Annotated in this window: 16 protein-coding genes, 1 tRNA gene and 1 pseudogene; 11 read left to right on the top strand and 7 right to left on the bottom strand. The window is 46.0% G+C overall.

Annotated elements, in window-relative coordinates; translation table 11 throughout:
* The first annotated feature begins 55 nt into the window (after positions 1-55).
* Positions 56-1441: a cytochrome c oxidase accessory protein CcoG gene (gene ccoG / locus IY568_RS17885; RefSeq protein WP_125559220.1), complete on the top strand. Its 1386-nt coding sequence runs from the start codon at positions 56-58 to the stop codon at positions 1439-1441.
* 7 nt (positions 1442-1448) lie between these two features.
* On the opposite strand, the gene IY568_RS17880 is transcribed toward ccoG, so the two are convergent.
* Positions 1449-2333: a transporter substrate-binding domain-containing protein gene (locus tag IY568_RS17880; RefSeq protein WP_164517504.1), complete on the bottom strand. Its 885-nt coding sequence runs from the start codon at positions 2331-2333 to the stop codon at positions 1449-1451.
* A gap of 301 nt (positions 2334-2634) precedes the next feature.
* On the opposite strand from IY568_RS17880, the gene IY568_RS17875 reads away from it, so the two are divergent.
* From IY568_RS17875 to IY568_RS17845, 7 genes are all read left to right on the top strand, one after another.
* The gene (locus IY568_RS17875) at positions 2635-3249 is read left to right on the top strand and encodes a hypothetical protein (protein ID WP_125559224.1); all 615 of its coding nucleotides are present in this window, start codon (positions 2635-2637) and stop codon (positions 3247-3249) included.
* Positions 3250-3412: 163 nt separating this feature from the next.
* Complete coding sequence (locus IY568_RS17870) at positions 3413-4375, top strand: acetoacetate decarboxylase (RefSeq protein WP_125559226.1); 963 nt, start codon at positions 3413-3415, stop codon at positions 4373-4375.
* 9 nt (positions 4376-4384) lie between these two features.
* Positions 4385-6622: an NAD(P)-binding protein gene (locus tag IY568_RS17865; protein WP_194868297.1), complete on the top strand. Its 2238-nt coding sequence runs from the start codon at positions 4385-4387 to the stop codon at positions 6620-6622.
* Between the two features lie 142 nt (positions 6623-6764).
* Positions 6765-8996: a TonB-dependent receptor gene (locus IY568_RS17860; RefSeq protein ID WP_125559230.1), complete on the top strand. Its 2232-nt coding sequence runs from the start codon at positions 6765-6767 to the stop codon at positions 8994-8996.
* Between the two features lie 39 nt (positions 8997-9035).
* Entirely contained in the window at positions 9036-11717 is a 2682-nt protein-coding gene (locus tag IY568_RS17855) for an ATP-binding protein (RefSeq protein WP_194868296.1), read from the top strand.
* A gap of 317 nt (positions 11718-12034) precedes the next feature.
* Positions 12035-13744: a hypothetical protein gene (locus IY568_RS17850; RefSeq protein WP_194868295.1), complete on the top strand. Its 1710-nt coding sequence runs from the start codon at positions 12035-12037 to the stop codon at positions 13742-13744.
* Positions 13745-13956: 212 nt separating this feature from the next.
* Positions 13957-15858 carry a propionyl-CoA synthetase gene (locus IY568_RS17845; protein ID WP_194868294.1) on the top strand — a complete coding sequence of 634 codons (1902 nt, stop codon included), beginning with the start codon at positions 13957-13959 and terminating at the stop codon, positions 15856-15858.
* A 16-nt stretch (positions 15859-15874) separates the two neighbouring features.
* Here the strand turns inward: IY568_RS17845 and IY568_RS17840 are convergent, their stop codons facing one another.
* Genes IY568_RS17840 through IY568_RS17820 form a run of 5 tightly spaced genes read right to left on the bottom strand, consistent with a single transcriptional unit; the run spans position 15875 to position 17908 of the window.
* Entirely contained in the window at positions 15875-16204 is a 330-nt protein-coding gene (locus tag IY568_RS17840) for a TusE/DsrC/DsvC family sulfur relay protein (protein WP_125559238.1), read from the bottom strand.
* A gap of 2 nt (positions 16205-16206) precedes the next feature.
* Positions 16207-16482, bottom strand: coding sequence for a hypothetical protein (locus IY568_RS17835; RefSeq protein WP_138536624.1), 276 nt, complete (start codon positions 16480-16482; stop codon positions 16207-16209).
* Positions 16479-16838: a sulfurtransferase complex subunit TusC gene (gene tusC / locus IY568_RS17830; protein ID WP_125559242.1), complete on the bottom strand. Its 360-nt coding sequence runs from the start codon at positions 16836-16838 to the stop codon at positions 16479-16481. Before tusC ends, IY568_RS17835 begins: the two co-directional genes overlap by 4 nt.
* Positions 16835-17188, bottom strand: coding sequence for a DsrE family protein (locus IY568_RS17825; RefSeq protein ID WP_125559244.1), 354 nt, complete (start codon positions 17186-17188; stop codon positions 16835-16837). Before IY568_RS17825 ends, tusC begins: the two co-directional genes overlap by 4 nt.
* A 54-nt stretch (positions 17189-17242) precedes the next feature.
* Positions 17243-17908, bottom strand: coding sequence for a Bax inhibitor-1/YccA family protein (locus IY568_RS17820; RefSeq protein WP_125559246.1), 666 nt, complete (start codon positions 17906-17908; stop codon positions 17243-17245).
* Positions 17909-18169: 261 nt separating this feature from the next.
* On the opposite strand from IY568_RS17820, the gene IY568_RS17815 reads away from it, so the two are divergent.
* Positions 18170-18260, top strand: a tRNA-Ser gene (locus tag IY568_RS17815).
* Positions 18261-18320: 60 nt separating this feature from the next.
* Here IY568_RS17815 and IY568_RS17810 read toward each other — a convergent pair.
* Positions 18321-18626 (bottom strand): HPF/RaiA family ribosome-associated protein, encoded by a 306-nt coding sequence (locus tag IY568_RS17810; RefSeq protein ID WP_138536628.1) that lies wholly within the window; start codon positions 18624-18626, stop codon positions 18321-18323.
* A gap of 177 nt (positions 18627-18803) precedes the next feature.
* On the opposite strand from IY568_RS17810, the gene nhaR reads away from it, so the two are divergent.
* Both nhaR and IY568_RS24875 read left to right on the top strand, forming a co-directional pair.
* The gene (gene nhaR / locus IY568_RS17805) at positions 18804-19706 is read left to right on the top strand and encodes a transcriptional activator NhaR (protein ID WP_194868293.1); all 903 of its coding nucleotides are present in this window, start codon (positions 18804-18806) and stop codon (positions 19704-19706) included.
* A 146-nt stretch (positions 19707-19852) separates the two neighbouring features.
* Positions 19853-21219 (top strand): annotated as a pseudogene (locus IY568_RS24875) (cation-translocating P-type ATPase); the annotation flags it as partial.
* Positions 21220-21223 lie beyond the last annotated feature (4 nt).

The following is a 21223-nucleotide window of genomic DNA, read 5'->3' as shown; positions in this document are numbered from 1 at the left end:
TGGTCTGAAACTTGCAAATTGTATTGGTGTGTTTCACTGATAATAAGCAAGTATTATGAAGTTCGATATTAAAGAAGAAGATATGATCATTAAGCCCTATAAGCAGGATGGGCCGATTTATATCCGCGAACAAAAGGGGCCTTTCCAGCAGATCCGTCGCTATCTGGGTTGGTTCCTGATGTTGGTTTTCATTGCCATTCCCTGGATCCCATACAAAGGCCAGCAGGCTGTATTACTGGATGTGGCTTCTCAGCAGTTTCGTATTTTTGGCGTTACTTTACTACCGCATGATTTCATGATCCTGGCCTGGGTATTTATGGCTGGTGCATTTGGCTTATTTTTTGTAACTAACTGGCTGGGCCGGGTATGGTGTGGTTACACTTGCCCACAAACGATTTGGATGCTGATGTTCACCTGGGTTGAACATCGGATCGAAGGGACTCGAAACCAAAGAATTAAGTTGGATAAAAGCAACTGGGACGGCAAAAAAGTATCTAAAAAACTGGCAAAACACGCAGTATGGCTGCTGATCTCTGTCTTTACGGCCACTTCTTTTATGGCCTATTTTGTGCCAGCCAAAGCACTGTATACCGATATGTTTACACTGCAATGGTCTGGTCTTGTGAGCTTCTGGGTGTTTTTATTCGCATTTTGTACCTACGGGAATGCAGGCTTTTTGCGCGAGAAAATGTGCAACGTGGCTTGTCCATATTCACGCTTTCAATCAGTCATGTTCGATAAAGATACCTTAGTTGTATCATACGATAGTGCGCGCGGCGAAAATCGAGGCCCCAGAAAACGCAAAGCAGATCACAAAGCGATGGGATTAGGCGATTGTGTAGACTGTAATCTATGTGTTGAAGTGTGTCCGGCGGGCATTGATATCAGAAATGGTCTGCAATACGAGTGTATTAACTGTGGACTGTGTATTGATGCTTGTGATGAGACTATGAATAAGTTTGGCTATGAAACCGGGCTTATCAAGTACACCAGTGAAAATACACTATCGGGTAAAAAGACGAATCCGTTCAGGCTAAAGCTGGTGGGATATGCGGCCCTGTTCGCTATGATTGTGGTCACTATGGTGGTCTGGGCAATGAATCGTACGCCTATAGAAGCTTCTGTGATCCGCGACAGAAACGCGTTGTACCGTGTGAATTATGAGGGGCTGGTGGAAAATCCATATACCTTGAGTATCATCAATAAAACACAGCAGACCTTGCATTATCAGGTTGGGATCAGTGGGATAGAACATGCCAGTTTAGCAGCGCCTGATTCGATCAAGATAGAGGCGGGGCAAATGCTTCTGGTTCCAGTGACGGTAACGGCGGATGGCTATGATTTAAGCCGCACAGCAACACCATTGAAGTTTGTGGTGACGGCCCAGGAGGATGCAAACATCACGATAGAAAAGGAAAGCTACTTCTATAAAAACCGCTAAAGGCGGGTTAGTTTCGGTCTTCTCCGATGTGCACCTCATTATTGAGTTGAGCGGTTTCATTAATGAGGTGCCTATTGAGCTTACTTTTCAAATGAGCTGGTAGCCACTTTAACATTATGCGTTTGTATTCCTCTGTTTTGACCAGGTTAACTAATGTCTGATCGAACAGGGCAACTGCTTTTTTGCCCAGGTCGTTATTGGTACAACCGATATAGCCTTTAGCAATGAGTGGCACGCCGATTAAGGCGATTTGTGTCAGGTTATCAGCGCCGAGGCGTTTACTCAGGTAGTAATGTTCACTCGGATAGCCCAGGACTAAGTCCACTCGCTTTTTCACCAGCATGTTTGTCAGGCTTTGTAGCGTATCCCAACCCGGCCGAATAACAACCTGGTCGCGTGGCAACCGCTCAATAAGTTTATCGAGCTTTTCCCCATATGAGCGACTTTGCGCAATACCCAGAGTGAGGTCATGTTTGAGCATCAGGTTTACCAAAGAAACAGGTTGTCTCACATCTAGCTCAAGCTTCTGTATGGTCTCTTTTCGCAGCGCAAGCCCGGGCGAAAGACCCACGGTTGAGTGGTGCTTTGTATAAGTGATGTATTTTTGTCTGCTGGCGGTTTTATAAAGCGACACCATACAGTAACCGCTGCGGCTGTGGCTCAGTTCATGAATGGCGCGACTGGCTGGAAAGCTATGATAATAATAGTCAAGTTTATTTAACTGAGTATGTAATAACGAAATGACCTGTTCATCTCGACCTTCGCCTTCATCCCTGTCTGCATAGATGTAGTAAGGTGGAAAGTCTAAGGTGATCCAGGATATTGCATGATTCTCGATACGAGCGTAACAAACTGAGGTAATACACGTTAACAACAGCAAAAAGAACTTCACGCATTTCTCCGAATATGTCATCCGAATAGTGAGTTTAGCAGAGGTCATAAAAAAGCGGAGTAAAAGGCGGTTCGGGCCGGATATTTCATGGAATTGGCTGAGTGAGATATTTGCGTTTTAATTATTTTTACAAATGGTAATGGTTTGCTACATTTTAGAGGGTTCCAACTCAGTTTGCACCGCTTGATGAACATGGATAGACAAACTTAGTTACGCTGCAATTGGTGCACTTTTCAGTTAAGATGGGGGGTTAGCGTAACGATTAATATAATAACTAAATTGGAAATAAGAGAAGACAATCATGGTTACGCTTATCGTCAGTGATATATTCGGTCATAGCGACTATCTCGAGGACTTTGCACAAAACCTGGACGGTGATTGCAAAGTGAGTTCTCCCTACGGGGATCGGCAGGGAAAAGGACACCTGCCAGAAAACCAGGTTTATCAGAGTTTTATCAATGAAGTTGGGCACGATGCGTATATGCGCAAAGTATTGGACGACATCCTGGCCTTTCAACCGGATCTGATCATTGCTTTCAGTGCTGGGGCTGTTGCTGCATGGCGGGCTTTGTCTGCAATTGCATTAAAGAGCTCTGTTAAGCTGATTGCATTTTACCCGGGGCAGATAAGAAATTATTTGCATCTCAACCCAGGCTGTCGGGTTGACGTCTTTTTTCCCTATCAGGAAAACCATTTTGACATAGTACCAGTCATGGAAATTCTGCAGCAACAGCCTAATGTTGAGTGCTTCCGTACCCGTTATGAGCATGGTTTCATGAACAGACTGTCTGCGCACTATGACAGTGATGCTTACGGCCACTATCTGGCCAGATGCCAGGGAGAAGTGGCGCAGCTGGCAAAGATTAAATTTAACTATCGACGCATTAAAGATGAACTAGACTTAGTGTCATCTTAATCATTGTGGGCACTTAACACCCCCGGTTATCGGTCATGGAAGTACAGCTTTAGGTTGTGATGTGGTGGTTGCTGATAGCGCATGGGAGCAGTGGTAGCAAGCTTGTTTGTTATCGCTGTGTTTCTGTCGCCGCATACTACTACCGCAATAGAAGGAGTTTTCTATGTCTGAAAAACTGACTATCCCTTATCGCCATTTTTTGGGTAATCCCATTGCTAAACCACCTTGCAGAATGCTTAATGCAATGATGTACGGATTTTTTTTAAAAGGGAAAATTGAGAAAATACAGGCGTTTTTCGATGCTACGTTGAACTCCGTACCTAATGAGATTAATACCTACAAGGCCATATCTTCGCATTGTCTGCTAACATTTACTGATATCGAAAATATTGCCTCTAAGGTTCCGCCATTTAGTAATTATGGCTACATGCAGGAAACCGATATCATTATCTGGGTGCCAGTTGCTGAGGTGTGCAAAAACACCAACCGTATGACTCACCTTTATTGGTATCCCGCGTTTATCACTGTGAATAACATCAATGCACTGATCAATGGCCGTGAAACCTGGGGATACAACAAGTACTTATGTCGTTATGAAATGCCCAGTGACCGGCGGCATGCGGATCATTTTTCTCTGAGTCTTGAGACCTTTCAGCCTTACGACCCGAATAAAAAAATGGCCTGGTACGAGTTATTATCCATCGATCGGGTAGCGGATGATGACACCTGGTTCGAGGAGGCGGTAGAGATAAGCAAGGAAGTTGCCGAGTTGCTCCATGAAACCGCCAGTGAAATCGATATTAGTAGCGAGTTTATCAAACAACTACTCACTGGGTTTACTAACCCGATGTTAGATCAAATCTTTTTCAAGCAGTTTCCGGATGGCTACGCCACCAACAGTGTGTACAGTGCGGTTGTTCATTCTCCTTCAGAAGTGAAAAAGCTCCATAAACTGGGTTTTTTAAAAGACGAATATAAAGTCACCATTAATCAGGTTGATGCATTTCCCCTGGAAGATATGTTTGGGATTGCTGTGGGTGAGCAGTTTGCCAAGCTACCTTACTACCTGTGTATGGACTTCGATCAAGACGGGGCCCATGAAATTGTCAGAGCGGAGTTGGGGTAGGGTGTCATTATGAGCAAAGAAAAAATTGCAATTTTAGGTGGTGGTGTATCGGCTATGACTGCCGCTGTTTATCTGACAGAAAAAGAAAATTGGCAGAAAAACTATGAGATCACAGTCTATCAGTTAGGTTGGCGCCTTGGTGGGAAAGGCGCCAGTGGGCGCAACCCAGATGCGCATGAACGTATTGAGGAACACGGCCTTCATGTATGGTTTGGATCATATGTTAACTCATTCCGGGCGATCGAAACCGTTTACAATAATTTGGATCGACCCAGCTCTGTGCCTATTGCAACATGGCAGCAGGCGTTAAAACCTCATAGCTTTGTGGTTTTACAGGAGTTCATTGACAATGAATGGGAAACCTGGCCAGTTGATTTTCCTTTGGTGCCTGGTAATCCGGCGGACGGTACTCTGGATCTGCATTTTTGGCAACTGATCCAGATGACCATTGCCTGGTTACACAAATGGATAGATGGCTTAGAAGATGAAGTGGAAGCTGCTCATCGGGAGATTCGTCTGCAAACGCGTAAACGCCGGGACCGGGGGTTGTTGCAGCACCTTGCCAGCGAAATTACGTCGGCATTTGATAGTCTGGAAGATAAAGTTTCTGATTTTTTTGATAGTGCACACGATGAGGCCAAAGAGATCTGGTCGACTCCCCGGTTACTGATCACGCAACTGCACGAATTATTGAATTTGCGTGCAGCGGATAAAAACCTCTCAAACAGTCGTGACCGCCTGGTTACCTGGTACATAGTTCGTAAGCTTAAACGCTGGCTTAGAGCTGAAGCGCGAGATTTGTTGGATGATCATCCGGGTATCAGGCGCTTATACATCTGTGCTGATCTTGCTATTGCGATGTTGATTGGCCTGCTCCGTGACCATGTCCATTCAGATGGTTTTGAAGCAATCAATAAATATGACTTTAAGGCATGGTTGAAACGCAATGGTGCTGATGAAGAGTATGTTGTTGAATCAGCGCCGGTGAGAGGGTTTTATGATCTCGTGTTTGGGTATGTTGATGGTGATTTTGATAATGGTAATGTAGAAGCGGGCGTTGCGTCACTGGCTATGCTTAGATTGATGCTGTGCTATCGCGGTGGCGTAATGTGGAAAATGCAGGCTGGCATGGGCGATATTATTTTTTCACCCATTTATGAATTGCTGGCTAAACGCGGCGTTCAGTTCGAGTATTTCCATCAGGTTGACGAGCTGATCCCGGCATTGCACGGTAGTGAGCATGTGGTTGATGAGATCACAATGACACAGCAAGTAAAGCTCAAAAATGGGCAGTATGATCCGTTTGTCGACGTTAAAGGATTACCATGCTGGCCAGATAGACCGAATTATGACCAGATAGATGATGCACAGGCTGCGTTATTACAGCAGCATAATGTCAATTTAGAATCTTTCTGGAGTAACTGGCCGGCAATTTATGAAGCTGAGTTTGGTACGCCATTGCCGACATTGTCGCTTAAGCGTGGCAGGGACTTTGATAAAGTGATCTTTGGTATTTCTGTCGGTGGTCTGGAGCATGTATGCCCACAACTGCTGGCTCTGGATCAAAAGCTGAGTTTACAAAGTAGTGAAGTCAAAACAGTGGCAACTCAAGCATTTCAGGTTTGGCTCAATCAAACAGATGAACAACTCGGGTTCAATTATACGCCACCCAGTGAAGAGCGTCCTATCCTCAGCGGGTTTTCGCAACCTTTTGATACCTGGGCTGCTATGTCGAATTTATTACCGCATGAAGATTGGCCTGCTAACGGACCAAAGAACATCGCCTATTTTTGCAGTGCGTTTGGTTGTGCTGAGTATCCACCCAGTAACCACCATAGTTTTCCTTCAGACCAAAAAGCCAAAGTAAAAGTAAATGCCATCAACAAGTTAGCGACAGAAATGAAACCGCTTTGGCCCAATGCCTATAATGCAGCGGGTCAGTACAATTGGAATACACTCTATGACGACAGCATCGCGCAAGGCGAAGAGCGTTTTGACAGCCAATACTGGCGGGTCAACGTTGATCCTAGCGAGCGGTATGTCTTGTCTGTAGTAGATAGTAGCCAATACAGGCTCCCAACAGATGGCACTATTTTTAATAATCTTTACCTGACAGGAGATTGGATCAGCACGGGTGTGAACGCCGGGTGTGTTGAAGCTGCGGTGATGGCAGGTATGCAAACCTCTCGTGCAATTTGTGGATTGCCTGAAAGTATCAGTGGTGAGGATGGCTTTAAACCGGACTGAGCCCTGTATAGCTGACTGTTCAGGGAGCCAAGTTAGCTAACTATAGAGATAATATACAAAAGACCTCCGATTTTGTTGGAGGTCTTTGCATTTCGACTATACTCAAACAAGCACAAGCGTGAAGCAGAAAAAGAGCACGGATATGTTTAAACTCTCAGCGATATCAATTTCAATAATTACAGTTTTTTTCTCTCCCGTTAGTGTTTTTGCAAACAATGATAGTATCGAAGTCATCGAAGTTTATGCGCAAAAACGTAAGCAAACGCTAGAGGAAGTGAGCATTTCAATAGCAACCCTGAAAGGCGATAATATCACCAGTCAGGGGATTAAAGACATCAGTGAAGTAGGCGGCTATGTTGCCAACTTTAAAATCAGTCAAAATGCTGCCGAGGGCACACCACCGGCACTAAACATTCGCGGCGTAGGGTTAATAGACTATAACACCGCAAATACGTCGCCGATCGCAATGTATATTGATGGCAGACCGGTTGGCTCTGCCAACAATCAGATCGCCAACTTGTTCGATGTTGAGCAAATTGAAGTACTGAAAGGTCCACAAGGCACTTTGTTTGGACGTAACAGTACTGGCGGTGCATTGCTTGTCAGAACTAAGCGCCCGGATGATGGTAACTATGGCTTTATTAAGGCGGGTGCTGGCACCGATGAATGGCGTCGGGTGCAAGGGGCATACAATGCAAAAGTTAACGAGTTAAGCGCGTTACGATTCTCTTTTAATCATACTGATTACGAATACACAAGCTATAACTTGTTTGACGCATCTCCAGAAGCTGGTCTCAAGCAGCAAGATGCCAGGCTCAGCTACTTAGCTGAATGGGACGAATTTACACTTTATGCGAAGCTTGAATATGGCCACTGGGATGGGATTGTGCAGCCAGTGGGCAATATTGGTATCTTTAAAGACCCAGCTAATGGGGTGCGATGTTCAGCGGCAGAAGCTGGTGGTCCTGGGTGCTTTGACATGTTTGGCTTCAATGATGGCAGCGATGATTATTGGGCTGTCAGCGTAAATAATGACTCTCCACATTTGTCTATTTATAAAGGCTGGACGGTACAAGGTGATTGGCGAATCTCGGACAGTCAGCAGCTGACCTACATAAATGGTTTTAATCGCCTGGACAGGCGCCACGCATTTAACTGCGATGGCAGCCCCGCGAGGCTATGTGAAGGAGAACTAGGCCTGAAAAATGAGATGCTTTCAAACGAATTGCGATACAGTCAAACCAATGACAGAGATCATCTTACACTGGGCTTATTTCACATAGAAGAACGTATCTATCAGGACAATTTCAATGATATTCTGCGAGATTATCGTGGCTTGTTAAGCACCGATCTAACTAATACATTCTTTTATGACAATGAAATTATCGTAAAGTCTGTAGCCGCGTTTGCGCAGTATGAGTGGCAGCTTAACGACGCACATCGTATTACTGTCGGACTTCGTTACAGCGATGAAACCGTTGAGTATGATTCAGTTTCCCGGCTAAACACTGTTGCAGATATTACGCAGCTAGATGGAGTGACCATTCCTTACTATCGTGTGAATGGTGAAGTGAAAGATGATGGCTTGTCTGGGCGCTTAGCCTGGAATTATCAATACTCTGATCCTCTCATGTTCTACTATAGTTTTGCCAACGGTACCAAAAGCGGTGGATATAATGGCGGGTTGCTTGCAACTGAAGAGCAGGCAAAGTTAGCCGATTATGGCCCTGAGGAACTCTACGCACACGAAATCGGGGCGAAATATAACAATGCGGATAATTTATCGGTCAATGGTGCTGTGTTCTTTTACGATTACAGCGACCAACAAGTATTTATGAACCAAGCTTCTACTGTCCCTGGCGCACCCCCGCTTCAGTTGCTTGAAAACGTCGGTAGCTCGACAATATACGGTGCTGAGTTGGCTATTCAATACAAGCTGAACGATGCCCTTAAGTTTAGAAGTGCAGCTGGCTATGTGCCAGAGGCAAACTTCGACGAGTTCATTGATCCGGTGGGCAATGTATTGACAGACAATCGGTTACCGTTTACCCCAGAGTGGAACATTAATGGCGATGTTACTCATACCATGTCATTTTTGCAAGGAGAGCTGGCTTCAACAATTGGGTTTGATTATCAATCCGAGTACTACTTCGATCAAAACCAAAATGCTTACGCAATGCAGTCAGGGTATACTCTATGGCGTGGGAGCGTGCACTATGAACGAGGTGACTGGCGCTTTGGTGTATGGGGAAAGAACTTGTTTGATAAAGAATACAGTCACTTAAAGTTTGATTTAAGTGCTTTTCTTGGCATGTTGGAAGACTTTAAAGGAGAGGGGAGACGCCTTGGGGTGGATATTTCGTATCGGTTTTAGCCAGGCATTGACCCTGAGCTGCTATAGTTTAGGTCTCAAATGGGTAGTGTAAGACTATTATGCGCGGCATTGCTGTGCCTGTTTACTTTTTTTGCAAACGCGAGCGTGTATGTCTTTGACGGCACGCAGCGAGGGCAAAATTTACATGACAAAGGAATGGTGCTGTCGGCTCAAAATGGTGCGCGGTTTCCGGATAACTTTGCTCAAGTAGAACAGTGGGCAAGCATACAGCCGGAGCAGACTAAACGTGCGCTGTTCTCTGGTCGATACTGGCTGGTTACAGAAATAGAAAATCACTCTAAGTACCAGGACCTGGTGCTTTATCCGTATAATACTGTGCTGTCTAATGTCGAGACGCGTATTTACTCACAGTCTGGTGTGGAACGGTTTTTTACTGGTGGTATGCATGCCAATGAGTATCCCTTTCACTACGGTAATAAAATCCACCTTTTACCTAACCAACGGTATTTTGTTGTTACCTTATTTGAGAGTGACTACTTTTACACACCAATCAAACTAGAGCTTATTCCGGTCAAAGAGTTTGAACGACAGGTGACAATTGATAATTTACTCATGTCACTTTGCTTTAGCGTGGGTATTGTACTTGGCTTGTATAACCTGCTGATTTATATCGGCTCTAAAGATATGACTCACTTATACTATGCCATGTTTGCTGCAACCTGGGTGTTTGCCTGGAGTCACTTCTTTCATATTTCCGATCAGCTTTTTGGTTTTTATTCTGCCCATTTACACTGGCTGGGTTTTGCGCTGACGCCGATTACCAATGTGCTTTTTTACAATCAACTCCTCAAGCTGAAAGAGACGCATCCATCTTTGTCTACAGCCTCGCTCTGGGTAGGTGCAATCGGTGCGATCGGTACACCCTTTTGTATCTTGTTCCCGGGTTTTGGTTTTCTCTGGGCAACCCTGGCCACGGGATCGGCATTGTGTATGGGGCTATACGTGGGCGTGTTGCGCTTGATGGAAGGCTTCAAGCCTGCGCGTTATTTTGTTCTGGCCTATGTGTGCATGGCCATTCCTAACATGGTCGGCAATGTGACTAACCTTGGATTATTGCCTCCCATTGCGGTTAATTTATATTTAATCGGCCTGATTGGCACTGCACTAGATGCCTTACTGCTAGCTTTTGCCGTTGCCGACAAATATCGTCTGACCAACGAGCAAAACATTGAGCTGAATAAAAACCTTGAAGCTAAGGTGCTTAAGCGGACTTATGAATTAGAGCAACTGGCTTCTGAATTACGGGATGCCAGCGAAGCTAAAAGTCGATTCCTGGCAAACATGAGTCATGAAATTCGCACTCCTATGACGTCGATAATTGGCTATGCCGATGGCATTATGCTCGGTGATATCAAGCCGCATGAGCGTAATCATGCTATTTCGGTGATTTTGCAAAATTCCCGTCATGTTCTTGGCCTGATTAACGATATTCTTGATATGTCTAAAATCGAAGCAAATCGGCTGGAAGTAGAGCTCATAGAAGCGAATCTGTTTCAGTCGATTGCTCATGTTGAGTCTTTGCTGGGTAAGCAGATCAGAGATAAAGGGTTGGAGTTCGAACTGAATTACCATTTCCCTTTGCCTGATTACATTGTGATTGACCCGACACGCTTGCGACAAATACTGCTCAATCTGACCTCTAATGCGCTTAAGTTTACTTCGGTTGGTAAAATTTCCATTGATGTTAATTGCACGCAGGATACCTTATCAATCAAAGTGCAGGATACCGGGATCGGGATGACGACGGCAGAACAGAAGGAGCTATTTAACGCGTTTCATCAAGCTGACTCGTCTACGACCAGAAAATACGGTGGTACCGGCCTTGGGCTAAATATCTCAAAAAGTCTGGCTCAGAAACTCGACGGAGACATTGAAGTTGAAAGTGAAGTTGGTTCGGGCACCGCTTTTACTTTGTCTGTGGGCTTATACACTACGCAACGCACTAAATGGCTCAACACCTTTTCGGAAATTCATCAAACTCAGGAACCTGGTACAGAGCCGGAGGGTTATGAATCTGAATCATTAAAAGGCGAAGTACTGTTGGCTGAAGATCACGTTGATAATTGTCGTTTGATAACGCGTATTCTGGAGCGAATGGGGCTTAATGTGACAGCGGTTGAGAATGGGCAGCTAGCTGTGCAAGCAGTGTTGGACGGAGAGTTTGACTTGATCCTGATGGATATTCAAATGCCCGTGATGGATGGTGAGCAGGCATTTAACTTCATTCAGGCTACGGGCAGCACGGCTCCAGTCATTGCTTTAACGGCAAACACTATGAGTCATGAGGTAGAGCGATATCTGAAACTTGGCTTTACAGATCATCTTGCTAAGCCAATAGACAGAGCAGAGTTCGCCAGAAAAGTAAGCCACTACCTGAATATTACCGTTGAAGAAGACCTGGCTTTACCCGATGAAGAGTTTTCAATATTAAAAGCACAGTATATAGCTGGTCTGCATGAGCAGCTGGTGCAGTTACAAAACCAGCTCAAATACCATGACTTTGAAGGGTTGTCACGCTCCATACATGCGCTGAAAGGCACGTCAGCAATGTTCGACTGCCATGACATTTATCAAACCGCATCTAAGATAGACGTGTTACTTAAAGAAAAAGAATATGACAAGGTCAACGTACCAATGGCGGAGCTTCTGGAGTTGATGCATATCGCAATTCAGCAGTCTGAATGTCATCAGGCTATCTGAGGGGCTCTGGTTGTTGTGCTTTTATTTCGGGTTTTGAGCTATTTTAAATGTAATAAGTTGTTCGGCTTTTGTTATTTAGCGATCACCATTTTTTGTTTTGGAAAAAGCAATAAAGTGTAATGTAATCACTACACTAGTCTTATTTATGTAATCTAAATGAGAATACATGCCTTTACCAGTTTTGTGTAAAAGTAGAAACATCAAAGCTTTAGCGATAAAGTGCTCAACATATTTTCACACTTCAGGGTGGTGTATTTTTGAGCTGCTGGTCTTTTTGGCTTACCTTTAAAGCGGGTTAGACAACAAGGTATGCAACTATGAAAACACCTATTCCATATATTTTACTGGCTTTATTAGCGGGCTGTTCTTCATCAGATAACGATGAGCAGAGCAACACAAATGCTCAGGAGCAGCAACAGCAGGCTCCTGCTAATGATGATTCAGCCAATGACGACACGGACAACAACACTGATAACTCTGATAATGATGACTCTGGCAGTGAAGATTCAGATCCGGGTGATAACGGCACGGATGATAGTGATGACTCGAGTGAACCCGATGAATCGCGCGGCATCTATTTTCCCACTGACGTCATGGCCTCTTCTCCTTTTAGTGATAGCAGTGAAGAAGTTGAGCGTGGCTTTGGCAATCGGCCAGCGGTAGAGTACGGCCCGTCCGTACCTACATATTTGTGGTCTACGCAGCGGATCGGGCGGATACTCAATGGCACAGTTCCTTTGTTGGACGTATTTAGAGTTCAGTCATTTTATCGCAACAGTACGAATGCGGACTGTTTTGGGCCTCAGGTGGCCTACACAGGTCATCCAGATGCGACTGGTCCGGCCTCTGCCTCTGGCACCTTACCTGGTGGTGATTTAGGGTTGTGGTCAGAGAGCGACAGCAATGGTAATGCCTGTGCTGTTGCGCAAACTAATGCGTTGTTAAGTGGGATCAGAGATCAGTCAAGAATGAGTCTGATGACCTTGGCCAGCATGGTTTCAGCAGCACTGGATTCAGGTATGAGTTTGCCCACAGATGGCAGTAGTATTGATGTGACCGGCGAAATGAATGCTAAAGGTGTTGCAGGTGTGACTTTCTCCGCTGCTGCCATAACCCGCTCGGGGAGTGAGTGGCTATATACAATTTCTCTGAAATATACAGTCAGTGGGTCAGATTATGACATTTCGTTATCTATGGCACATACGCCCGGAGTAGATCTGTTGAATTATTCTGGTCATCTTACTTACCAGGTGGAAGGTGAGCAGGGCGTCAGCGGCATAGAATTTCCTGGCGGTAATTGTAGTCAAAATGAACGCACCAGAACGGGGTCACTGGCTTATGAGCGTTCTGGAGATAATATGTCCCTGCAAGCCAGGGTTGCCACCTTGTGTGGTCACAGTAATAGCGGCATGTTCAATAGTGACAGCCAGGTAGATGTGAATAACAAGTATCACAGTGTCGATAATCCTGATGGATGGAGTGAGAACTTTTCAATATTTGGCGCTAATTTTGACCTTACAACATTGGCAGGACAATATGCCTATGTTTGGCAGGCCGGCGTGAACGACAGCCACAGTCGAATTTTCAATATCGGGTTTAATTCCCCGAGTCTCGACAATGGCGAAGCGCATTTTGGTTATGGGTCGAAAATTGAAGACACTGATGGGCTTATCCAAGGTTTCATCTGTAACTGGGCGGGTCCTGGTAATGATCACAGTATGCAGGCATTCTCGCAGCGACAGTTCTTTGAGTACGATAGTGCAACAGCGACCTATGACGGGACTGGTAGTAAAGCAAATATTGAATACGCGCCTACAGCGTCGTGTAGCTATGACGGCACTGGTAGCTTCGTATTCGATATAGATGCCAGTGGCGTATTGGGTGATATCGCTCTGGAAGATGCCTCACTGGTGTTCAGTCAGGATTTATGGGCACCCACTGATCCGAGTAAAACAGTAGCGGAATCCATCACCGACCGGGGGTTATCTGTACCAACAGTGCCTTACACCTGGCCCATTGATGAATAAATACAGTGTTATCGGGCCCTCAGCAGAGGGTCCGTAACCCTCTTATTCATCGTAGGCTTGCGATGGATCAAACTCTCTCCCGTCATCGACCAATGTCTAGTGTTGTCTTTATTTCAGTAATTCTATGTTTAATAGCGTACTCGTCGTTAACCGGGTGTTAGCGAATTGGCGAAATATCAAGCTACCTTTACCCGGCCCAATAGGAAATCATTATGACAACAACAGCATATCAGGCCTATCAACAGGCGTATGAGCAATTTGAGCAAGATCCTGAAGCATTCTGGTTACATAAGGCTGGTCGCCTCAACTGGCATACAACACCCAAAAAAGGCGTAAGTTATGACCATGAGTCATTGAGTCACTGGTTTGAGGATGGTCAACTCAACACCTGCTATTTGGCCCTGGATCAACAGATAAATGAGGGAAGAGCTGAACAAGTTGCACTCATTTATGATTCTCCGGTGACAGAGCAAAAAGAGTGTTACACCTATGCGGAGTTGCTGGAGAGCGTTAGTTACTTTGCAGGCGCGCTGAGTGAACTTGGTGTTGTTGCCGGGGATCGAGTGGTCATCTATATGCCGATGATCCCGCAAGCGGTAATAGCCATGCTGGCATGTGCGCGACTCGGGGCTATTCATTCAGTCGTATTTGGTGGCTTTGCGCCTAAAGAGCTGGCTGTGCGTATTGACGATGCAAAGCCCAAGCTGGTGCTGAGTGCGTCTTGTGGTGTTGAGGTAGGCCGAGTTATTGAATACAAGCCAATGCTGGATGAAGCTTTAGTGTTGGCAACGCATGAAGTTGAGCATACGCTTGTATGGCAGCGTCCTCAATATCGCGCATCGATGCTGCCTCCTCGGGATATCGACTGGTGTGAACTGGTCGCTGCCGCAACTCAGGTTGATGCTGTGCCATTACCTGCTACTCATCCGCTCTATATTTTATACACCTCAGGTACAACGGGTGTGCCAAAAGGGGTCGTGCGTGAGCAAGGGGGGCATGCTGTAGCATTACACTATAGTATGGAAGCTGTGTATGGTATGAAACCCGGCCAGGTATTCTGGGCCGCGTCTGATATTGGCTGGGTTGTTGGCCATTCTTACATCGTTTACGCGCCACTGCTGTTTGGCTGTACTACTTTATTGTATGAAGGAAAGCCAGTCAGAACCCCGGACGCAGGCGCATTTTGGCGGGTTGTCGAGGAGTATCAGGTAAATGCGTTGTTCAGTGCACCGACTGCTTTTCGTGCCATTAAAAAAGAAGACCCGGAAGGTAAGTTGTTCGCTCAGTACAATACCCGTTCACTGCAAACCTTATTTCTCGCTGGTGAGCGTTTGGACCCCGCTACCTATGACTGGTTGCAGTCGGTGACAAGGCTTCCTGTTATTGACCATTGGTGGCAAACTGAAACTGGCTGGCCAATTGCCGCCAACCCCATGGGTTTATCACCTTTGCCGACCAAAGCGGGTAGTGCATCCGTGCCTACGCCAGGTTATCAATTGACTGTCCTGGATGCGAATGGTGAACCTTGTGCGGCCAATGAGCAGGGGCTCATTGCACTCAAAACACCGCTGCCACCAGGTTGCCTGAGCAGTATCTGGCAAAATAGCACTCGCTTTAAGCAGGGGTATCTGTCGGAATTTCCCGGTTATTATCTCTCAGGAGATGGTGGGTATCTGGATGAAGAAGGGTACGTATTTATTATGGGGCGCACGGATGATGTGATTAATGTTGCAGGCCATCGCTTATCAACCGGGGAGATGGAGGAAGTGGTTGCAGCACATGACGCTGTTGCTGAGTGCGCTGTATTTGCGGCCAAAGATGAGCTAAAGGGACAGGTGCCGGTGGCCATGGTGGTGCTCAAAGATGGTAGTCAGCTTACTCAGGCGCAATTGCGTGAAGAACTGGTGCAGTCTATACGCGGCAGAATTGGTGCAATAGCGTGCCTGAAACAAATCCTGGTTGTAGAACGTTTACCTAAAACACGTTCTGGTAAGATACTGCGCAAGAATTTACGTCAGCTGGTGGATGGCGAAGCGATGACAGTACCGTCAACTATTGACGATCCTGCCACGCTTGATGAAATCAGTACCCTGTGGCAGGCTTCACAGCAATAACCTGCTGTATGTTCTACTAGATACACTTAGCCGGTTTTGGTAAACCGGCTATTTTAGTTGCTTGCTTTGCCGGGCCTTTAGGGAAAAGTTTGTATAAATAAATACTCTTGCCTTTGTCTTCCCCTAACTTCTGACCAATGGCCTTAACCAACATGCGAATAGCCGGGCTGGTGTTATATTCTTCATAAAAGTCGCGAACAAAGTTGACAACTTCCCAGTGGGCATCCGTCAGTGTTATATTCTCTTGCTCCGCCAGCAGCGGTGCCAGTTCTTTCTGCCAGTCCTGATGATTCAGCAGATAGCCTTCTTTGTCTGTTTCGATCTGTTTATCTTGAAAAACGAGCATAGTTACCACGTAATTGTTTTATGACATTGCTCAACCAGCGTGATCCACTGCTGGTCGTCGAGCGGTTCGATGTTATCCAGTGCGCTGATACCCCGGGCCTGTGCACAGACGCTGAGCATACAGGTATGATTTGCACTTAATGCTCGCCATGCAAGTTGATCATAACAGGCATCTCGAGTGAGCAGTAATACGTCTTGCTCACCGAGCAAGGAGGCATTGAATGTTGCTTTGTAGTAGCTCACTGGCTTGGAAAAAATATGTAATGTGGGGAGACTCATAAACTTACTACCTTGTCTTGCTGCTGAAGGAGTGCTTGCTGTGCATCCAGGGTCAGGAGTTGCGCATCAATGTTTAAATCGTCCTTAGTCAAGTCAAACTGGCTCATAGCCTCGGCACACACGTAGATTTGTTCAACGTCATAAATTTCTAGTGTTTTTAGCTGCTTAAAGTAATTTTTCATACCCAGATGAGACGCATTATTGCCTGCCTTTAGCGCAAGTACCGCTGGGCCTTTGAATAGCCAGGACACATTTTGATCCAGTGCGGCAAAAATCAATGCCACATCTAACCCTTCCCGGATATTAGCGCCATCAAAGGGAGCAGTGTGATTGATCACGAGAATGTTTTCGCTCATTTGAACTGCACCCATTTATCTGCTTTGGTTGCCAGCATGGCAAACTCTGCCAATCCGGCAACTTCAAATGGGCCACAGTGCGAGGTGTCCAGGCCATATTTCTCTGCAGCTGTGACACACAGTTTGAGTGCAATGCCCGCATCATTCAGCGATTGCCATAGGTGAGTTGGCTGAAGTTCATCACTGGCAAGGCGAAAATGTTGGCTGGCAAACAAAACGGCCTGTTGGTAAAGGAAGATACAGTCGATCTGGTGATCTTGTGCCTGTAAAGCATTAGCAAACCGCACCAGTTGTTGTAACGCATCATGATCGCTGACGTTGCTGTGAAGGGAAAGTACGTATTGACTCAAAAGTTACTCATAAAAAAAGCCCCGAATGGGGCTTATTTTAGCAAACTGAGCGTATTAGTCATCACTTGAACCAAGTAGGGCCAGGATAGACGTGAACAGGTTGTAGATGCTTAGGTACAGACTTACTGTTGCCAGGATGTAGTTTGTTTCACCACCGTTTACGATGCGGCTTGTGTCATACAAGATGAAACCAGACATCAGTAATACAACAGCGGCGTTAATCGCGATGAAGGCGATTGAGCTGCCGATGAACAGGTTAACCAGGCTAGAAACAATTACTACCAGCATACCTACAACAAGGAAACCGCCCATAAAGGAGAAGTCTTTCTTTGTTGTTAGTGCGTATGCAGACAGGCCAAAAAATACTAAAGCAGTTGAACCCAGGGCCTGAGCAATCAGTAAACTGCCATTTGGCATTGCTGCATAGTGGTTAAGCAGAGGGCCCAGACCAAAGCCCATGAGGCCAGTGAATAGGAAAACCAGACCAATCGCTGAACTCGAGTTCGCTTTTTTCTGGATCACGAACAGTAGACCGAATGCAATTAAAGAACAGACAAGACCGGTGAAGCGCGGTAGTGCCATAGTCATAGAGATGGCAGCAGTAATCGCACTAAATGCCAGTGTCATTGCCAGTAGGAAGTAGGTGTTTTTAAGCACCTTGTTAGTTTCGACCGTCGACATAGCCACTTTTTGGCCAGTGTACGAATGATTGAACGCCATTTTCAGCTCCTTATTAGAAACATTATGTTCCGAAAATTATTCTAGGCCAAGATTACCAAGAGTTAAATCGCTCGGCAAACCTTTCTGGTTTAGTAGACCCTAAAACTATGTTAAAAGTTCTCTAACTCCCGATTTTTGACCATAAAACCTCCCAATGAGTCCGATGTTTGTACAAATGAAGTGAATTTTAACCAATTAAACAAAAAAGCGAAAAAAAAGCTTCACAAGGGGGCCGGGATTCTCTAATATTCGCCCCGCTGCGGAGAGATGGCTGAGTGGTTGAAAGCACCGGTCTTGAAAACCGGCATACGTTAATAGCGTATCTAGGGTTCAAATCCCTATCTCTCCGCCATATTAAGGCCGCAAGTTTATCACTTGTGGCCTTTTTTCTTAGCATCACCCAAAGCATGTTTTAACCAGAGAGCCGCAATGCCCTTTTTACATAGCGTTTTGCCCGGTGTGTGCAGGCATTGATTGCATCAGACGCTTTGCTTGCCACTTCGTTTGCCTCCACAGCCTGATAGCCCTTCAAGCCAACGCGTATAGTACATTGAAATTGTGGCTGGGTTTGCGTCTGGTTTTCATCCGCTAAAAGGAACACTTCAACTTTGTCTATTTGACCTGCATAGCGGCCAAGCATCAGCCTTACCTGCGCATCTACGTAATTATCTTCGGCCTCTGTCGTGTCACTATGGGATGAAAACACATCTACCCACATATTTTGCTCTCGTTGGTTAGTATTGTTGTAAATAAATTCGGTACATGTCCGAATGTCGCCTTCACATGATCGTTTTACCTCTGCTACCGTATCAATCGAAAAGAATTAAATGAAATCGTTTGTTCTATATACTACAGTTCGGATTATTCGAAGTGTTATCGAGTTGGAGAAAGCACTATGCAGGATGTTATTAACTACAAACACTTAAAATACTTCTGGGCGGTGGCGCATGAAGGCAGCATCGCTAAGGCCAGCGCAAAGCTGAACATAACCCCACAAACCATCAGTGGTCAGTTGTCCTTACTGGAAGAGCGGGTTGGCAACGAGCTTTTGCAAAAAGAGGGGCGAGGCCTGCGGTTAACCGATACGGGCAGAGTCGTACTACGATACGCAGATGAAATATTTGAACTTGGCAACGAGTTGAGTGATGTTTTGAAGGGCAACAATGCGGTGGGGCCCGCCGAGTTCATTGTTGGGGCGTCGAGTGTATTACCCAAAACCATAGTACACAAAATTATCAAACCAGCTATGCATATAGAGCAGGAAATTAGACTGACCAGCCTGGAAGGGCCGGTAGACAGCATGCTTGCCGATCTAGCCGTTCATAAAGTGGATTTGGTGCTAAGTGATGTGCCCGTGACGGGGGCGTTTAGTGTCAAAGCCTATAACCATTTATTGGGGGAAAGCGGTATTACTTTTTTGGCGGCACCGGCATTGGCCCGGCAATATGAGAAGAACTTTCCAGCATCGCTTAACAGCGCGCCTTTATTGTTGCCAACACAACAACATGAAATTCGCAAAGAGTTTGATTTTTGGCTGAGTGACCAGAATATTCACCCTAAGATCGTAGCGCAGTTTGATGACAGTGCACTGATGAAGTCGTTTGGTCAGTCAGGTCTGGGGCTGTTTTTTATGCCCAGCACGATTGCTGACGATGTGTGTGAGGCATTTCACGTGCGCCCGGTGGGTGAACTAACGCAGGTTAAGCAAAAATTCTATGCAATATCAGCGGAACGTAAGATCCGACATCCAGCAATTGCAGCCATTTTTAACTCGGCAAAATCGGCGCTATTCCGATAAATTACGCTTGCACAGTGCCAGAAGATCACTTTTTTGGCCGACTTAAAGTTCGCTTTTTTCGATATTTTAAAGTCAATAATTCGAGTTTTACATATCATTGCGGCACCCTAGTATGGTTTTAGTACAACTAGTTCCCGAGGTGTTTTATGCAAGATCTGAAAGACTGGCACAGTCAACACTCAGAAGAAGTACTCAAGCAGTTCGAGGCCGACCCGGAGCAAGGCTTATCTTTGCAACAGGTCGACAGGCAACAGGCCGAGTTTGGGCTTAATGCCATTACTAAACATGATGGAGACGGACCAATCAAACGGTTTGTCTTGCAGTTTCATCAGCCTTTGGTCTATATCCTGCTCTCGGCAGTGGTGGTTACGCTGGCGCTTCAGGAGTGGGTTGATGCCATCGTTATTTTTGCAGTAGTACTGCTCAACGCCATTATTGGCTTCGTGCAGGAATCCAAAGCAATCAATGCTATCAATGCTTTGTCTGGCAGTATCAAATCTACCGCTACCGTGATCCGGGATGGGGTGAAAATGACCATTCCTGCCCAACAACTCGTGCCCGGCGACATCGTCCTGCTGCAAGCTGGCGATAAAGTGACTGCGGACATGCGTCTTATCAAGGTCAGAGACTTACAGGTCGATGAGTCGGCGCTGACTGGGGAGTCAGTCCCTGTTGAAAAGAACCTTGAGGCGCTTGCCAAAGAAGCCTTGCTGGGAGACAGGCAAAATATGGCGTTTTCTTCGACTTTGGTTGTATACGGCACGGGAGTTGGTGTCGTGACGGAAACAGGCGACAACACTGAAATTGGTAAAATCTCCGAGCTGATTGCTACCACGCCAACACTGGATACGCCACTAACCAAGCGCATCAAACAATTCAGTCATGTATTGCTGTACGCAATCGTTGGTCTCGCGGCCATTACTTTACTGATAGGCTACTTGCATGGTCAGCCATTGCTAGAATCATTTATGGCGGCAGTTGCTCTGGCTGTAGGCGCAATTCCTGAAGGGCTACCTGCGGCTGTGACTATTATGCTGGCCATTGGCGTCTCTCGCATGGCTAAACGTAAAGCCGTTATCCGTAATTTGCCAGCGGTTGAAACGCTGGGGAGCACCACGATCATCTGCTCCGATAAGACTGGAACCTTGACTAAAAATGAAATGACGGTGGAGCGCATTTACAGTGGTGGAAAGCTGTATAGCGTATCTGGGAATGGCTATGATCCGGAGGGCGTTATTGGGAGTAGTGATGCGCAACCGCTTGTCACCGAGCCGAAAAATGAGCCTGCCTTATCTGCCACACTCAGAGCCGGCGCGTTGTGTAATGATGCGCAGTTAATGGCGCCGGACCAGGACAATTCACAGTGGCGGATCAGTGGCGACCCAACAGAGGCGGCATTATTGGTGTCAGCTCATAAGGCGAGTATGTCACCAGCAGTCTCAACGCAAAACGCATCGACTGCATTCCATTTCAATCTGAATATCAGTATATGGCGACACTGGACGAAGTTGACAGTG

The organism is Pseudoalteromonas sp. PPB1 (assembly GCF_015356275.1).
GTDB lineage: Bacteria > Pseudomonadota > Gammaproteobacteria > Enterobacterales > Alteromonadaceae > Pseudoalteromonas > Pseudoalteromonas rubra_D.
Note: the sequence above shows the minus strand (reverse complement) of the source record. Positions and strands in the feature narration are given on the sequence as shown.

Excerpts from the sequence above, each read along its gene's own strand:
- IY568_RS17835 (WP_138536624.1), bottom strand. The coding sequence starts at position 16,482 with ATGAGTCTCCCCACATTACATATTTTTTCCAAGCCAGTGAGCTACTAC.
- IY568_RS17865 (WP_194868297.1), top strand. The coding sequence starts at position 4,385 with ATGAGCAAAGAAAAAATTGCAATTTTAGGTGGTGGTGTATCGGCTATG.
- tusC (WP_125559242.1), bottom strand. The coding sequence starts at position 16,838 with ATGAGCGAAAACATTCTCGTGATCAATCACACTGCTCCCTTTGATGGC.
- nhaR (WP_194868293.1), top strand. The coding sequence starts at position 18,804 with ATGCAGGATGTTATTAACTACAAACACTTAAAATACTTCTGGGCGGTG.
- IY568_RS17840 (WP_125559238.1), bottom strand. The coding sequence starts at position 16,204 with ATGCTCGTTTTTCAAGATAAACAGATCGAAACAGACAAAGAAGGCTAT.
- IY568_RS17850 (WP_194868295.1), top strand. The coding sequence starts at position 12,035 with ATGAAAACACCTATTCCATATATTTTACTGGCTTTATTAGCGGGCTGT.
- IY568_RS17810 (WP_138536628.1), bottom strand. The coding sequence starts at position 18,626 with ATGTGGGTAGATGTGTTTTCATCCCATAGTGACACGACAGAGGCCGAA.
- ccoG (WP_125559220.1), top strand. The coding sequence starts at position 56 with ATGAAGTTCGATATTAAAGAAGAAGATATGATCATTAAGCCCTATAAG.
- IY568_RS17860 (WP_125559230.1), top strand. The coding sequence starts at position 6,765 with ATGTTTAAACTCTCAGCGATATCAATTTCAATAATTACAGTTTTTTTC.
- IY568_RS17870 (WP_125559226.1), top strand. The coding sequence starts at position 3,413 with ATGTCTGAAAAACTGACTATCCCTTATCGCCATTTTTTGGGTAATCCC.
- IY568_RS17875 (WP_125559224.1), top strand. The coding sequence starts at position 2,635 with ATGGTTACGCTTATCGTCAGTGATATATTCGGTCATAGCGACTATCTC.
- IY568_RS17845 (WP_194868294.1), top strand. The coding sequence starts at position 13,957 with ATGACAACAACAGCATATCAGGCCTATCAACAGGCGTATGAGCAATTT.
- IY568_RS17820 (WP_125559246.1), bottom strand. The coding sequence starts at position 17,908 with ATGGCGTTCAATCATTCGTACACTGGCCAAAAAGTGGCTATGTCGACG.
- IY568_RS17855 (WP_194868296.1), top strand. The coding sequence starts at position 9,036 with ATGGGTAGTGTAAGACTATTATGCGCGGCATTGCTGTGCCTGTTTACT.